The organism is Lysinibacillus sp. 2017 (assembly GCF_003073375.1).
Taxonomy (GTDB): Bacteria; Bacillota; Bacilli; order Bacillales_A; family Planococcaceae; genus Solibacillus.
This window is the reverse complement of record NZ_CP029002.1, coordinates 2,163,551-2,179,195: the sequence shown is the minus strand read 5'-3', so window position 1 is coordinate 2,179,195 and position 15,645 is coordinate 2,163,551. Positions and strand designations below refer to the sequence as shown.

Genomic DNA, 15,645 nt, shown 5'->3' with positions numbered 1-15,645 from the left:
GTACATACTTACTTATAAGGGAAATTGTGATAGGATAAAAATGATAAAAATGATAAAAATAATATATAAAAGGAAATGAGGATACAATGTTTTATAACTTAAGAAAAGTTTTCATAGTGACATTAATAATCGCAACTTCACTATTATTATTCAATGAGGACACCGTATTTGCAAATCAAAGTGTCGGCAATGGATTATATATATCGAATAACGTCTCAGTAGAGGTAAATGGAGAGAAGGTAACTTTTAAAGACCCAACCTTAAATAAGAATGGTCATCTATTTTTACCAATGCGAAATTTCTTTGAACTCATTGGAACTTCTGTAAATTGGAATCAAAAAACAAAAACAGCTAGTGCTGAGAGAAATGAAAAACGTGTGGATGTCACGGTCAACTCAAAAAGTGCCAATGTAAATGGCAAAAAGGTTGCAATCGATGTACCTCCATTCCTTTATAAGGATAAAACGTACGTACCCATTCGATTTTTAAGTGAAAATTTAGGGGGCAACGTAAAATGGAATCAACAAGCTCAAAAAGTTGAAATATCAATAAATGAAGAACAAACAACGCTTCCTGAAACACCGACAGTCATTGAAAATCCCTATTATTTACTTATAAATAATAAACGAATTGTTATGACAGATCCAATTATTACAAGACAGGATAGAACGTATATTCCTGCAGAGTATTTGTATGAAAACCTTGAAAATGCTTCTGGTAAATGGCTTTCTAAAGATCAATTTGAATTGCAAATTTCAGGTTTAATATTTGTTTTCACAAATGGAAGTAAAATAATACAAGTAAATGATGAATTGATCATCACTGCAGAACAACCCTTTATTCAATCGGAAAAAATGTATGTACCCGTAAAGTTCATTGTAAATTCGATGGGTGAGGGAGGAAACTTACGTTATTTAAGTGAACAGAAGGAAATGTATATTTACTTATATCAATCCATGTTTACAAGCAAGTTTTTGGAAAAATCATTTGGTTCAACGAAGGTACCACAAAGTACGCCAAGTGCGAAAATTACAGGGAATCGTTCATTATTAGTGAGTGATAATCCCGAAACATTAACAACGAGTGATATACCGAAATCAACTGCTACACTATCTGAGCAAAATGTACACACTGACAAAGCTTTGAATGAGCATCGTATTTATGGTTGGCACTATAATACACTTGGAAAAAATACCGAATTGGGAATAACGGTAGAAAATACGTCAACAACAACTAGCTTAAAAGTAACGAAGTCTGAAGGCCTCTTCAAAAGTAGCAGCAATAGTTGGATTAATTACGATATCGGTTTACCGATTGCTGATCAAGTTCTAAACAATCAATTACAGCAAGCGGAAAGTGAAGGTATTACGATTGCACCGGGTGAGACGAAAATGATCCAATTATACCAATTGTACAACTCGTATATTATCGGCTTTTTACACGACTTGGATATCCAACCTGTAAATACTGGGGAAAGTAGCTATACAATACGAACAGTACTAGCTAAAAATAATGAAGAGTTAACAACAATCCATTCATCCCCTGTACCAATTAATTCATTAGCGGCACATCCAAGAGGCGTTTGGCCAAGTTCGTCAATTGTCTCGGAATTTCCAACGTATACAATAGGTGATGCCCAAGTAGGTTATAGTATCTCAAATGGCAAAACGGATCATTTCTTGACGAAAGAAAGTTCTTTAGAACAGTTAAACGGTTCTGTTGGAAATTCAGGGCATTTTGGCATAAATTATACCGTAGAAATTCCTGTGGATAATCCAACTGGTCAAGTAAAAAACGTAAAAATAAAACTATCGGGTCGAGGCGGTTTGTATAGTGGAGCTATTAAATTAAATGGACAAGTTCATTTAATTCCTACATTAAAACCGGGTACAGAATATATTGAACTTCCTAGCTACACAATTAATGAAAGTCATGAAATCATCACATTAGAATTAATGCATTCTGGTGGAAGTAATTTACCTTTAGCAATTTATATTGAGACAAAGTAAAATTGTATATTTTACATTTAAAGAAGCACTCTTTTAGGGTATTTAAGTTTTAATGTATATAACAAAAATTTATAATAAAACTAAAAAACATCCATTAAAAATTTTTATTGAGATAATGGATGTTTTTTTAAATTTTGGTCTTCTTTACTTTACTTAAAGCTCTTTTCTCAAAGATTGTTGCTAAGAAAAAAGAAAAGTGTCCTTCTTCCACAATCGCGACCAGATTGTTGAGTAGTAATGATGCGAATGAAATGCAAAAATACTTATGACTTTTTTATTAATGCTCCTGTTAGCTTAATAAGGGGCATGAATTCTAATTTCTTAACAATCGTAGCAGCTGTAAACCATCAGATGGATGTCCGCTATATCCTGGCATCCACCTAGGATATGTAATAGGTATAATAGTGGAAATAAAATTGACAAAGTTTAAAATTGCTGTCGACCATAGGAGTGAACGTAAATCCCCGAGAGAAGTATAAAAAGTAAAGAATAAACATAATAGGGTAATTAGCAATGACATTGCTGGACCACCTATTAGAGAAATAATAGATTGTTGTTTATTTAATCCTTTTTCCCATGAACAATAACCTACATATGACCAAATGATATGAAAATGAAGTCTTCCTAATCTAAAATTTTCTCTGTTTTTTTCATTTGTATTACCTAGATAAATATGTGCGTTAGATTTTGAGGAAATGATTACTCCAAGTCCATGCCCTATTTCATGCAATAAGACTGTAATTGGGATTACTAATAAATAAAAGAGTAGAAATACTAACATATCTTTCTCCCTTCACCTGAAATTTAATAATATAAGTTTATATTCGAGATGTAACTTTTTATATCCTTTTTATTCCACAATTTCAGATTGTGGAATAACATTCTTTACCTAAAGCAACAATACACCCCTCAATGCGGGGAATTCATTATTTAGGACATATTTATATAATTACACAATAAATGAAAAAATAGTGTAACCTTTTGGAAGCTCATGCAACTAATGTTATGAAAAGATTGAAAGGACTGAATAAAATGAAAATGAAAAAAATCGCACCATTAGCGTTATCAGCACTTTTATTAGGCACAGTTTCAGTAGCAGCGGAGCAACCAGATTCAAAAGAGGTGACACAAGAAGTGCAACACCAATCAACCTTCAACCAAACGACTGGTAAAATTACAAGCATTGCTTCTTTTGGCGCTTCAATGATGTATACCATTGAAGATGAAGAAAATCCATTCCAATTTATTGTCAGTGATTCTACTATTGTTTTAGACAAGAAGGGCAAACCTGTGGAATTAAAGGAAGGCAATACGGTGACAATTTATGTGTATGCCAATCAGCCGATGATTTTAATTTATCCACCGCGTTACAATCCAGCAGTTGTCATTGTGGGGGAAGAGGAAGATCCTGATTTTGTGAAAGTAGGAACCTTCGATAAAAATTTTGTGAGTGAAGACAATCAATTGAAATTGAATTTTAGCGAACATACACTCATTGTGAATGCGAACGGCTTAGAAGTACCTAAAGATGAAGTAACAAAACAAAATGCGATCGTTTTCTATGGTCCAGCAACATTTAGCATTCCAGCACAAACGACACCATCGAAAGTTGTTGTATTCCCGAAATACGAAGATCAATTAGTTGAAGAAATACCAGAAACCGAAGAAACGGAAACAAATGCAGCTGCAAAAATCGATGCAATTATCGGCAAGGATTTTTATGAAGTAAAAGGCAAAAAAATGGTACCATTACGCAAAGTTTCAGAAGCATTAGGCTATAAAGTGGAATCAACTGCGAAAGGGGCTATCCTATCAAAAGGGGTACCTTCCTACACGATTACGCGAGGTGAAAAAGCATATGGTTACAATAAATCACTCCGCCAATTTGAAGTGGCTCCAGCATTACTTGAATACGGCAAAACATATGTCGAGTACAACTTTGCATTAGAGTTATTGAAGTAAATCATATGTAGTAAAGGCTAATTCAAAAATAAAATTCCGTTGCCCTTCACTAGTAAGGTATAACGGAATTTTTTTCATGCAATCTATTAATATTCCCGAAATGGTGTAAAATAAACCGAATGTAATGATTTTGTAACTAGACTGTAACAGAAATTTGATGTTACAACCCCAATTACCTATATATATTTTCCAATTACTTTTATACAATATTATATGAGACAGTTAAAGAAAGGAATAGAGAACAATGAATCAAAAATTGATTACATTGGTTGTTGCGATTTTCCTCGCTTGTACGATCGCTGTTTCACCGACATCAGCAAAAGTTGTATTTGAAGATGTTGCGACAACCGATGCCACTTACGATGAGATCCAGTACTTAATTGATTTAGGTGCAATTCAAGGAGCTCTTATTAATGGCAAATCTTTTTATTTGCCAAAGCAAAGTGTTACACGTGGACAAGCTGCAAAAATGGTTGTTATTTCTGCAGGTGGTAAACCACTAACTGTAAGCCAATCTTCATACACTGATTTAAAAGCAGGCACTGAATTTTCTACCTATGTAGAGCGTGCGAGAACGCTAGGATATTTTCAAAACGACTTCAGGGAAGTTTTTACCCAAATGAAGCGTTAACTCGTGAGGAAATGAGTTATGTTTTAACGAAAGCATTTACTATCAATCCAGACAATTTTAAGGATTATGAAATGCCTTTCAAAGATATAAGTTCTTCTAATACATATGCTCCTTATATTAAGGCTTTATATTATAGTGGCATTGCACAAGGCTATCTTGGAAATTATTCACCTAAAAGTTCTGTAACACGTGCAGAGTTTGCTTCATTCGTGGCACGTTCGAAAAGTGATAAATACCGGTTTACCACTTCCACAACAAGCCGAAAAAAGTAGATACAAATCAAGTTATTGGTTTAATAGCTGGTAACAACCGATGCGTTAAATTTACGCACGGCACCGAATGCAACGAGTACAATTTTAGGTAAAGTAAATACAGGTGGTAAACTATCTGTTTATGCAATTGAAGGAAGCTGGTTAAAAGTTTCGTATCAAGGGCAATATGCGTATATTAATAAATCATATGCCAAATTCCTTGAACAAGATGGTAACGCAATTGGTGCGGCGACGAAATCCGTAACAGCCAATGAAACGTTAAATTTGTATTATAAGACATCTTCTTCATCAAAAAAAATAGGCTCGATCACAACGGGGACAAAGCTTTCCGTTTATAAAGAAATTAGTGGCTACTATTTAACAATAGTTAATGGCTTACCTGGCTATATTATTAAATCTAGCACAACGGATGTTCACTCATCTACAACACCATCAGCACCATCTGATACGAATGGTAATTCAGGCACGGTAACGTCTACGACTGCTAAAGTAACAGTTGGCGGATTAAATATGCGTGATTCTGCCACAACGAATGGTAAAGTTCTGAAATCATTATCTAAAGGTACAATGCTTACGGTACATTCGATTTCAGGTTACTGGGCAAATGTATCAGTTGGTGGCGTAACGGGTTATGTTAATAAATCATATATTAAGCTAATCAACCAATCAGGCAGTTCTGTTAAAAACCGCATTATCATTTTAGATCCAGGTCATGGCGGGAAAGACCCAGGCGCGGTTAGTTCAGGTGAAACTGAAAAAAGCCATTGTCTTAAAAGTAGGTTCTCTAGTGAGACAAAAACTAGAAGCTGCAGGCGCTAAAGTTTATATGACGCGTACAGGTGATACGTACCCAACATTAGAACAACGTGTAGCCTTCACGAAAAATAACTTTGGTGAAATTTATGTGAGTGTTCACGTAAACTCAGCGACATCTTCAAGTGCAAAAGGGACTGAGACGTATTACAACGTTTCAACAGGCGACCAATACGAAGAAGATCAAAAATTAGCGAAATATATTAATAGTGAAATCGTGACCAACGCCAACATGACAAATCGTGGTGTTAAAGAAGGACCATTTTACGTTATTAAAAATATGATTATCCCATCCGTATTAGTAGAGCTTGGCTTTATTTCAAATACAGAAGATCGTCAAAAGTTAGTTAATGATAAATACGTAGAAATTTATGCACAAGCTATTTATAAAGGCATTGTCGATTACTACGCAAAATAATTTGTTCCATCAAGACTTAGTGAGTAAAAACTTGCTAGGTCTTTTTTTATTTGAAGCATAGTGTAGTGGGGGAATTGCTATTACTAAGCAATTAGTTGAAGAAGGCTTTATTTAACCCCACTCACGATTAGGTCCGCTCTTTCAAATGGTTTATGCTCTGCAACATACATATCTTCTGAAACCATCCAATTACTTTCCCACATTTCACGAGCTTCTTCTCCGTCTCTTTCTAAGCCTCTTGAAAGTCGAATATTTCTTGGGGAATTAACCCATATTTTCAAATCATATTTGTCAGCCAGTTCTTTTCGAATGGTATACACACCTTCGATTATTACAATGCCACCAATTGGAACAGTATGCCATTTAGCTAAGCTATCCGTTTCCCAATCATATCTTTGGTAACATCCCACGCTATCTTGCGTTAGAGGTTCTAAGACCTGATTTAATAATCGTATCCAATCAAAATCAGCACCAATAGGCTTTTTAGTAGGTTCTAAATTCATAATTAGAGAGGAGGGAAGATAAAAATCATCCATATGAACAATGGTTACATCTGAAAAATTCTCTTTTATTTTATCAGCAAATGTACTTTTTCCAGAACCTCCGCAACCATCTATCCCAATCAAGAAAGTGGATTGCTTATTAGAATTACCTTTAATTTTCTCGCTAAACAGTTGTCTTAAAGAATGATAATCTTCACTTCTCATTTTGATATCCTCCTTGAAATCTATTTAACATCCAAAGAATGTTATACTACAACTAACAAATTATGGCTAAATGGAGACTGTGTAATGAATATTAATCCTGTCATTATTAATAACTGAATTAAAGGAGTAGCGTTAGAAAGAATGCAGATTACAACGTTAATTATAACAATGTATCCCACGCTTTCGGAGCATTTCATGGAAATATTATCATTTATATTTTTAGGCTTTTTTCTTTATGTTGTTGTATTTTTAGCAGTAAAGCATGGTATTAATTATTCGGAACTTGGCCTTTTAATTAAACGGAAGTATAAGATTGAAGAAAGAACAACTAAATTTAGTAATGAAGACATCGAAATAGAGTTAGAGAAAGAAATTGAAAAAGAGTTAAAAAGAGAAAATAATAAATAAGACTAGGAGCATGTCCCAAAACCATTTGGGGTGGTTATGAAAATATCAATCTATAAAGGAGCAAGCTGCAGGAAAATTGTACTCGCTAATTAATTATCGGTATGGGTCCTGGTGGTTATGTAGCTACAATTTGGAATGATTGCACTTAAACTAACGGGGCTTTAGCGGAACAAGTATTCATAGCGTATACATAAATTAACCAAATAACGTTCCCAAATCAAAGTTTGGTTACGTAAAGAAAAGCAACAAACACTGATGAGACAGAGTTTGTTGCTTTTTCTTATGAATATTATTTATACATTGATACAAAAAACGAAAAATTAGTAATACATCTTCATACAAAATAACGTTTCCAAATAAAAGTTAGGTAACACATAAATTGAACTTAGGGTGCTAAATACCAAAATTGAATGAAAAAACATTCTCTTTCTAAAGGAAATCGCTTTTTTAATACTTTCACAAAGAAAAAAGCTGACCGCAAAGAATTATGATGAAATGCTTCTTTGTGTCAGCTTCTCCCAAAACAGTCTAACTGCTTTTGTTACTTACGATGTTCTACAAGGTCAATTGCACCCAATACTATATGGGCTAAGCCGAAACCAAAAATCGTATTGGCAACCATTTTATTCGTACCAATTTTTTGTTTCATGGCATATCCAGCGGCAGTAACAGCTGATCCAAGTACAGTCGGAATTAAACCTTCACGAATATTGTTCATAAAAGTCCCTCCATCATCGTAGTAGGTGTATGACACCATTACTAGTGTTTGTAGTTTACGAAAGTATATGCTTTCGTTTTAATTTTTTTATGTAAGATAATATTTGAAAAAATTGAAATAAATGTAGAACTATAATAGTTCAATGATTTAGAGTTTAGGTCACCCCAAAAACCATAGTACTGACTAGTGTCATATACGCATTCCTAAATAATCCATCTATATTATGAAAGTCAAACTAAAATGAATAACCAACTTTTTTGAGCCAGCCTTGTTCAAAACAGTTGGTCTTTTTTGTTGTTAAGTTTTTAGAAAATTTACAATTGACATCTATATCGGCTTCCGATACAATTTGTATCAACGGATGATATATCGGTGTACGATATAAGGAGTGATGACATGCAACAACCGCTTACTGAAGGGGTTTATTATATATTATTAGCACTTTTTGAGCCGCGACATGGTTACGGCATTATGCAGCTCGCCGACGAATGGAGCAACGGCCGCGTAAAATTAGGCGCAGGTACTACATACGGTGCACTAAAAAATTTGCAAGAAAAAAAATATATTGAAACTTTAGACGGTGAAGGACGTAAAAAAGAGTATGTCATTACTGATTTAGGGAAAGAAGTCGTTGGAATGGAAGTTCGCCGCTTACAAGAACTCCATGAAAACGGGGAAAAAATACTTTCGCTGTATGGAAAGGGATGACGGAAATGAAAAAGTACAAAGTTTTCTTCCATGATGCAAAAGAAGAAAAATGGATTAATGATATGAGTGCAAAGGGCTGGCATTTAACGAATTATAATTACCGCTTTTACACATTTGAAAAAGGCGAGCCAGATGAGTATACATATCGCTGTGATTTATTAGATAATTTTGGGTTCGGCAAAGCGGCAAAAGAATATATTGAATTTGTGGAAAGTACGGGCGCTGAAAAAGTGTTTAAAAGATTGCACTGGGTGTATTTCCGCCAGCATCGCAATTTAGGACCGTTTGAGCTGTATTCTGATGCCACGTCAAAATTATCGTATATTAACCGGATGCTGACGCTGTATGGAACGGTTATTTTTTTGAATGCAATTTCTGCATTTGCAAACGGTGGCCTAAGCTTTACAGATTCAGGGCTTCGTATGAATAGCTTTTTATCAGGCGTGAATTCAGGTCTTTCTGCTGTGTTGCTCATTCCAACAGTTGGCTTATGGCTGCGTCGAAGAAAGTTAAAAAAGAAACTGACATTATTTGAAGTATAGGAGGGATTTAGGATGGTTTTACAACTAACAAACGTAACAAAGCGTTACAAAGATTTTACAGCCGTTGATCACTTGAATTTTACAATTGATAAAGGGGAAATTTTCGGGCTAATTGGACAAAACGGTGCTGGTAAGACAACGACATTCCGAATGATTTTAGATTTGCAGGACACAACAGAGGGCACGGTAACGTGGGACGGCCAGCCAATCAAATCCGTCAATCGAGATATTTTAGGGTATTTACCAGAAGAGCGCGGGATTTTTCCACAAATGAAAGTCGAAGAACAACTGTTTTTCTTTGGCACATTACGCGGCATGAATCGTGAACAATTAAAGCAGGATATCGATTTTTGGATTAAGCGCTTTGATTTGGAAGAAAAGCGTCATGAAAAGGCAGAAACGTTATCAAAAGGGAATCAGCAAAAGGTTCAATTGATTGCGAGTTTTATTCATAAACCGAAGTTTCTCATTTTAGATGAGCCGTTTAGTGGGTTAGACCCAGTGAATATGGAGCTATTAAAAGATGCGATTTTACTCTTGAAGGATCAAGGGATGACGATTTTATTCTCTAGTCATCAAATGGATAATGTTGAGGAATTATGTGACCGATTATGCTTACTAAAGCGCGGTGAAGCGCTATTTTCAGGTTCACTACTTGATCTGAAGAAACAGTACGGTAAAACGAAATTAACGGTGCGTACCGATAAAACGTTTGAAGTATTATCCGAGTATCCAGGAGTGAAGCATGTGAAGATGGAACGCGACGGGCAAGTGGTTCTAACACTTGAGGACGAATCATTCGCACCACAGTTATTTGAACGTTTTTCAAATGGGGCTTATATTGAGAAGTTCAGTTTGGATTACTTATCGCTTCATGAGATTTTCAAGGAGAAAGTAGGTGGCGGACTTGTCTAAATTTACGATACTTGTTAAACAATTATATAAACAAAAAATACGTTCGAAACCATTTATTATAATGACAGTGCTTTATTTAGTCGGGATTAGTGTGTTCATGTTTTGGTCAGAAATAAAAGAACTCCTATTTTCTGGTGAGGAAGAAACAATTGCCGTTGTCAATGAGACGGACTTTGATGTGTCACAAATTTTGCAAGTAAATGACAATTACAATTGGGAATTCGTCAATGCAGGTGAAATTAATGAAAAGCTAGAAAATGGTGATTACGAAGCAGCCTTTACGCTTCAAGATGAGGCAGGGAAGCTTGCTGTTAAAATTGAATCGTTTGATCCGCTGCCATTAAATGATCAGCAAGAGTTTAGTAGTATGCTAAGTCAAGTAGGGAAATTGTATGCGATGGGGCAGCTAGATTTAACACAGGAGCAACAGCAGTTTTTACTTTCAACAGAGCCGCTCATTTCACTAGAGGCGATTAATAAAGAAGCCGTTGATGGAAAGTCTACAGACGAAAAAATGGCAGGCGTATGGGTTTCGTATGCAATCGGAATTATTATTTATGCCTTTGTTGCTACCTATTTATCGATGATTACAACGGAAGTCGCTTCGGAAAAAGGGTCACGCGCACTTGAAATGCTCCTTGTAAGTGTTAAGCCAGAAACGCATTTCCGTTCGAAAATAGTGGGCATATTTTTAGTTGCCTTGACACAATTTGCTATCCTATTTGGCGCGATACTTGCCCTGTTGCGCTTTACAAATGACGGAAAGAACTGGTCGATAGTGACGGATTTACTAGATTCCTTATCACCAAGCTACTTCATCTATGTCGTAGGCTTCTTGTTCGTCACAATTTTCATGTATTTAATTATAGGTGCATTATTTGGCTCTCTTGTTTCAAAAGTAGAAGAAGCAGGGCAAGTAATGATGCCTGCATTAATGCTAACGTTAATCGGATTTTATGTCATGATTTTCGGTATGAGTAATCCTGATACGATGCTCATTAAAGTATTCTCGTACATTCCTTTTACAGCAGGGATGGTCATGCCGATGCGAATTGGAGCGACAGATATTTCAGCAATTGGACCAATGATTTCGTTCCTTTTGTTAGTCGCAACGACAGGCTTACTTTATTATATTAGTTTAATATTCTACAAACGAAGTGTATTAACGTATTCTTCAGGAGGCATCATTCAAAAAATTAAAACGGTATTTAAAGTAACAACATAAGGTGCGAGTAGCTATTCACGGGCATTCGTAGTAAACTAATGATGTACGGAGAGATTTGTCTTTTACGACAAGTCTCTCTTTTTTGAACGAAAAACGAGTATAAGGATGACAAGATGAGACAAAAAGTAGAATTATTAGTAGATGCAAAGGCAATTAAAGATTTAACGAATGGCTATCCATTAATTTTAAAAGATGCTATTGCGACAACAGAAGTAACGGTTGAAGAAGGCAGCTTAATTCATTTAGTAGATAAAAATGGCGGCTATATCGCAACTGGTTATTACGGTGCACAAAATAAAGGCATCGGTTGGGTATTAACGCGTAAAGAAAAAGAACAAATTGACGTGAAGTTTTTCACGAAAAAAATTCGTGAAGCGGCTGAAAAACGTGCGGACTTTTTCGCATCGGAAGAGACATCTGCATTCCGTGTATTTAACGGAGAAGGCGATGGTATTGGTGGCTTAACGATTGATTTCTTCAATGGTTTTTACTTAGTGAACTGGTATAGTGAAGGCATTTATTCATTCCGTGAAGATGTATATACAGCATTAAAACAAGCAGTTAATACACGTGGTATATATGAAAAATTACGCTTCAACACAAATGGTCAGTACATCGAGCAAGATGATTATGTATCAGGCGAAAAAGGAGAATTCCCTTTAATCGTTCAAGAAAATGGCATGAACTATGCGGTTGATCTAAACGATGGTGCGATGACAGGCATTTTCTTAGATCAACGTAATGTACGTAAAGCACTACGCGATCGTTATTCAATGGATAAAACAGTTTTAAATACATTCTCTTATACAGGTGCGTTCTCTGTGGCAGCTGCTTTAGGTGGCGCGGCTGGTACGACAAGTGTTGATTTAGCAAAACGTAGCTTAGCTAAAACAATTGAGCAATTTAGTGTGAATGGTATCGACTTTGAGTCACAAGATATTAAAGTGATGAATGTATTCGATTACTTTAGCTATGCAGCACGTAAAGGCTTGAAATTTGATGTGGTGGTACTTGATCCACCAAGCTTTGCACGTACGAAAAAAATGACGTTCAGTACGGCAAAAGATTATCCAAAATTATTAACGGATGCATTAGCAATCACAAATGATGGTGGTATCATTGTCGCATCTACGAACAATGCCAGCTTCAATATGAAGAAGTTCAAAACATTCATCGACAACGCATTTAAAGATACGAACACAAAATATCGAATTTTAGAAGAGCATCAGCTTCCTGAAGATTTTACGGTGCCACACAACTTCCCAGAGTTCAACTATTTAAAAGTGGTCTTTATTCAAGTATTAAACTAGGAGGTACGAATATATGAAATACAACAAAACAATCATGTTAAAGCTGATTAACGAACATCGCGAACTACATGACGAATTAAAAAAATTAAAAACTGAAATGGGTCTTGAGAAAAGTTTTGCGGTGAAAGCATTGTATCACTCAATGGTAGCCGAAGAAGGTCCATTTATGAAAGAGTATCAAGAGTTAGATCGCTTAAAATAATATTATTTTGTACGCTGTATCGGTTTTTTACTGAATCGATACAGCGTTTTTTTATTTTACCCAAAGGCGCATTTCATCATGAAATTATCATTAATTGGTTTCTTAAAGCGGTTAGTTCCATTTTACTATTTTCCATTTAATGTTAAAAAACTCACATATTATTAATGGGTAACCCCTTACACTGAAAGTAGAAAGGATGATCTATATGTCAATTAGAAATAAGTTGCTAACTGGCTTTGCTATTTCTATTTTCGTAACGGTATTAGCATGTATCACAATATTTATCCAGCTAAAAAATATTGAGTCACAATACAGTGACACATTAAACACGGGTTTACCACAAACGTATTCAACAGCTGAACTTAGTCGGCTTTCAATGGCACAGGCTACATTAGTGCAAAATTATATTATGGGAAAAGATACGAAGCAAGCCATTCAAACGAGGCGCGATGAAGTGAATGGTCTGATTAGTGAGCTGGATCAAAGCCTAAATAATGACAATGAAACAGCCCAAGCATTAATTACTAGTATAAAAGAAAAAGCAGAAGTAATGCATCAATCATTTGATGAAGCACTTTCTTTAAAAGATAAAAAAGGATTAGCAACAGCGGCTGACTACTATATTAATACGGCAGGCATGAACGTTATTACATTTATGGACGATGCGACGTTACTATCTAGTGAAATATCAGAAACATTTGTGAAAGCACAAAATGATGCCGATGCAAAAATGAATCGCGCATTCATCATTACAATTATTGCGATTATTATAGCAATTGCAGCTGGGGTCATTACAGCACTATTCATAACGAAACGTATTGCAAAACCGATGCATAAGTTAGAACAGCATGTGCAAGAAATTACGAATGGAAATTTAGCAATCGAACCATTAACAATCCATTCGAAAGATGAAATCGGCAATCTGTCTCTCGCAATGAACGAAATGAAAGACACACTAACAAAGCTTCTTTATAATTTATCGGATAATGCGGGTCATTTAAGTTCAACGTCTGAAGAGTTAATGGCATCAGCGGAAGAAGTAAATGCAGCAGCATCTATCATGCTTGACGGTGCAAAAGCCGGAGCTCAATCAGCATCGAATATGTCAACGTCTGCAATGGAAAGTTCAACAGCGATGGATGAAACAGCAACTGCGGTTCAAAAAATAGCTCAATCCACACAGGATCTGCATAGCTTTGCTAGTCAAACAGAGGACATGGCGAAATCTGGATCTCAAAATATCCATACAGCAAGTGATCAAATGTCATCCATTTATCAATCAACCAAGTTAACGACTGAATTAATTCAAAAGTTAAGTCAGCAATCAAAAGAAATCGAAACTATTACACAGGTCATTACGGGTATTTCGGATCAAACGAATTTGCTAGCACTCAATGCAGCGATTGAAGCAGCCCGCGCTGGTGAACATGGAAAGGGCTTTGCAGTCGTTGCTGATGAAGTTCGTAAGTTAGCAGAGGAATCGAATCGTTCAGCGGGGAAAATTGGTACCCTTACAAATGAAATTCAACAAGATACGAAAAATGTGGAACAGGCAATTGAAGTAAGTTTAAATAATGTGGAACAAGGAGTAGGCATTATTGAACTAGCTGGCCAAACATTCGATCAAATCGTAGGAGCCATTGAGGATATGAAGGAGCAAATTGAAGATGTTTCAGCTGTCACAGAGCAAATTTCTGCAACGGCAGAGGAAGTTGCAGCTTCAGTATCAGAGATTGCCCGTTCTTCAGAAATGACACGTTTAAGTGCAGAGCAATCATTCGATTCATCTGAACAGCAAATGTCATCATTACAAGAAATATCAGCGGTTGCCAATGATTTAAGCGGTCGTGCTCAAGAATTACAACAAGTCGTATCGAATTATCGATTATAAGCACGTTGTCAGGTCACATCTCGTGGCCTGATTTTTTTATGTAAAAAAATTTTTTTCAAATAGATGTCCCTTTTTATGAATGATTTTTCTATTTATTCATTAAAGGGGGAATTTAAATGTTCCAGTATTTAAAATTGTACCAATCATTTCAATCCGTTGAGCAAATGGACGAGCATGTCGAAAAACATTTGAAGTTTCAGGAGTTAACGAAATCCGAGCAGCGAATTTTACGTGCTATTAGCCAGCATGCACTCGCAACACCGGGTGCTGCCCATTTAAAGGCTAAAACGATTGCAGAAAAACTACAAATAACAACGAAAACGGTGTATCGCGCGGTAAAAAAATTACAGGAAATAGGCGTGTTAGAAAAAATCGCGCAAACGAAAATGAATGGCATAAAAGGTGCTAATATTTATGTTATTTGTCCTTTTGTCCCATCGAAAATGTCTGAACGAGTAAAAGCGGAAGAAACCACAGCACCAAGCATTCCACAACCAAAAGATGAAGCCCAATCTCTTTTCTTTCAATCATCTTTTAGTAGTAATAAATTAATAGTAACGAAAACGCTATGGCATGAAAAATTAATAGCTATTTACACAGATTGGCCGATTAACGAAACATTAGTAAACCAATTAGAAGAAGCAATTGTTCAATTACCGATTGAAAACGCAAAAGACTTTGACCGTGCAAAGTGGATAATTAGGGAGTTATTAGTACGTATTCAAACGGGTGTATTAACAGTTCATAGTAGCTTTAAAGCAGTAACACTTGGGGCATATAAAAAATGGTTTATCCCACCAACAGCAATCGAAAGTGAAGTCGCTCCATCCAAACGTCCAGTGCCATTTTATGATTGGTTAACAATTCGCGAATCAATTTAATTCGGATTCCGAAAAAATTTTATGGTCAAATAT

General features: G+C 35.6%; 18 protein-coding genes and 1 pseudogene. 16 read left to right on the top strand and 3 right to left on the bottom strand.

Annotation, left to right across the window (positions count from 1 at the left end):
- Positions 1–116 precede the first annotated feature (116 nt).
- A complete protein-coding gene (locus DCE79_RS10540; RefSeq protein ID WP_159083093.1) occupies positions 117–2,009 on the top strand; it encodes a copper amine oxidase N-terminal domain-containing protein in 1,893 nt (630 codons plus the stop codon).
- 313 nt (positions 2,010–2,322) lie between these two features.
- Here DCE79_RS10540 and DCE79_RS10535 read toward each other — a convergent pair whose 3' ends face one another.
- A complete protein-coding gene (locus DCE79_RS10535) occupies positions 2,323–2,790 on the bottom strand; it encodes a hypothetical protein (protein WP_108713013.1) in 468 nt (155 codons plus the stop codon).
- A gap of 251 nt (positions 2,791–3,041) precedes the next feature.
- Between DCE79_RS10535 and DCE79_RS10530 the strand changes: the two genes are divergently transcribed.
- The 6 genes and pseudogenes from DCE79_RS10530 (at position 3,042) to DCE79_RS18745 (ending at position 6,105) form a co-directional block, all read left to right on the top strand.
- On the top strand, positions 3,042–3,971 hold the full coding sequence (locus DCE79_RS10530) for a stalk domain-containing protein (RefSeq protein WP_234417247.1): 930 nt from the start codon (positions 3,042–3,044) through the stop codon (positions 3,969–3,971).
- Positions 3,972–4,215: 244 nt separating this feature from the next.
- Positions 4,216–4,602: an S-layer homology domain-containing protein gene (locus tag DCE79_RS18765; protein WP_234417246.1), complete on the top strand. Its 387-nt coding sequence runs from the start codon at positions 4,216–4,218 to the stop codon at positions 4,600–4,602.
- Positions 4,518–4,874 carry an S-layer homology domain-containing protein gene (locus tag DCE79_RS18760; RefSeq protein ID WP_369916814.1) on the top strand — a complete coding sequence of 119 codons (357 nt, stop codon included), beginning with the start codon at positions 4,518–4,520 and terminating at the stop codon, positions 4,872–4,874. Before DCE79_RS18765 ends, DCE79_RS18760 begins: the two co-directional genes overlap by 85 nt.
- A gap of 27 nt (positions 4,875–4,901) precedes the next feature.
- Positions 4,902–5,003 (top strand): annotated as a pseudogene (locus DCE79_RS18980) (SH3 domain-containing protein); the annotation flags it as partial.
- 135 nt (positions 5,004–5,138) lie between these two features.
- Entirely contained in the window at positions 5,139–5,693 is a 555-nt protein-coding gene (locus DCE79_RS18750; RefSeq protein ID WP_234417244.1) for an SH3 domain-containing protein, read from the top strand.
- Positions 5,662–6,105 carry an N-acetylmuramoyl-L-alanine amidase family protein gene (locus tag DCE79_RS18745; RefSeq protein WP_234417243.1) on the top strand — a complete coding sequence of 148 codons (444 nt, stop codon included), beginning with the start codon at positions 5,662–5,664 and terminating at the stop codon, positions 6,103–6,105. Before DCE79_RS18750 ends, DCE79_RS18745 begins: the two co-directional genes overlap by 32 nt.
- A 107-nt stretch (positions 6,106–6,212) precedes the next feature.
- On the opposite strand, the gene DCE79_RS10520 is transcribed toward DCE79_RS18745, so the two are convergent.
- Positions 6,213–6,812: a uridine kinase family protein gene (locus DCE79_RS10520; protein WP_108713012.1), complete on the bottom strand. Its 600-nt coding sequence runs from the start codon at positions 6,810–6,812 to the stop codon at positions 6,213–6,215.
- Positions 6,813–7,007: 195 nt separating this feature from the next.
- Between DCE79_RS10520 and DCE79_RS10515 the strand changes: the two genes are divergently transcribed.
- On the top strand, positions 7,008–7,220 hold the full coding sequence (locus DCE79_RS10515; RefSeq protein ID WP_108714477.1) for a hypothetical protein: 213 nt from the start codon (positions 7,008–7,010) through the stop codon (positions 7,218–7,220).
- A gap of 541 nt (positions 7,221–7,761) precedes the next feature.
- Here DCE79_RS10515 and DCE79_RS10510 read toward each other — a convergent pair.
- Positions 7,762–7,938 (bottom strand): asparagine synthase, encoded by a 177-nt coding sequence (locus DCE79_RS10510; protein ID WP_108713011.1) that lies wholly within the window; start codon positions 7,936–7,938, stop codon positions 7,762–7,764.
- Positions 7,939–8,334: 396 nt separating this feature from the next.
- On the opposite strand from DCE79_RS10510, the gene DCE79_RS10505 reads away from it, so the two are divergent.
- The 8 genes from DCE79_RS10505 to DCE79_RS10470 all read left to right on the top strand — a co-directional run bounded on the left by DCE79_RS10505 (position 8,335) and on the right by DCE79_RS10470 (position 15,612).
- Positions 8,335–8,646, top strand: coding sequence for a PadR family transcriptional regulator (locus DCE79_RS10505; protein ID WP_108713010.1), 312 nt, complete (start codon positions 8,335–8,337; stop codon positions 8,644–8,646).
- A gap of 5 nt (positions 8,647–8,651) precedes the next feature.
- Positions 8,652–9,188 (top strand): DUF2812 domain-containing protein, encoded by a 537-nt coding sequence (locus DCE79_RS10500; RefSeq protein ID WP_159083092.1) that lies wholly within the window; start codon positions 8,652–8,654, stop codon positions 9,186–9,188.
- Between the two features lie 12 nt (positions 9,189–9,200).
- Positions 9,201–10,103, top strand: a complete 903-nt coding sequence (locus DCE79_RS10495; protein ID WP_108713008.1) for an ABC transporter ATP-binding protein — start codon at positions 9,201–9,203, stop codon at positions 10,101–10,103.
- The gene (locus DCE79_RS10490; protein ID WP_108713007.1) at positions 10,096–11,328 is read left to right on the top strand and encodes an ABC transporter permease; all 1,233 of its coding nucleotides are present in this window, start codon (positions 10,096–10,098) and stop codon (positions 11,326–11,328) included. The genes DCE79_RS10495 and DCE79_RS10490 overlap by 8 nt, the downstream gene beginning before the upstream one ends.
- A gap of 113 nt (positions 11,329–11,441) precedes the next feature.
- On the top strand, positions 11,442–12,638 hold the full coding sequence (locus tag DCE79_RS10485; protein WP_108713006.1) for a class I SAM-dependent rRNA methyltransferase: 1,197 nt from the start codon (positions 11,442–11,444) through the stop codon (positions 12,636–12,638).
- A 13-nt stretch (positions 12,639–12,651) separates the two neighbouring features.
- Complete coding sequence (locus tag DCE79_RS10480; protein ID WP_108713005.1) at positions 12,652–12,840, top strand: hypothetical protein; 189 nt, start codon at positions 12,652–12,654, stop codon at positions 12,838–12,840.
- A 205-nt stretch (positions 12,841–13,045) separates the two neighbouring features.
- Positions 13,046–14,731: a methyl-accepting chemotaxis protein gene (locus DCE79_RS10475; RefSeq protein ID WP_159083091.1), complete on the top strand. Its 1,686-nt coding sequence runs from the start codon at positions 13,046–13,048 to the stop codon at positions 14,729–14,731.
- Positions 14,732–14,847: 116 nt separating this feature from the next.
- Positions 14,848–15,612, top strand: a complete 765-nt coding sequence (locus tag DCE79_RS10470; protein ID WP_108713003.1) for an HTH domain-containing protein — start codon at positions 14,848–14,850, stop codon at positions 15,610–15,612.
- The last annotated feature ends 33 nt before the right edge of the window (positions 15,613–15,645 follow it).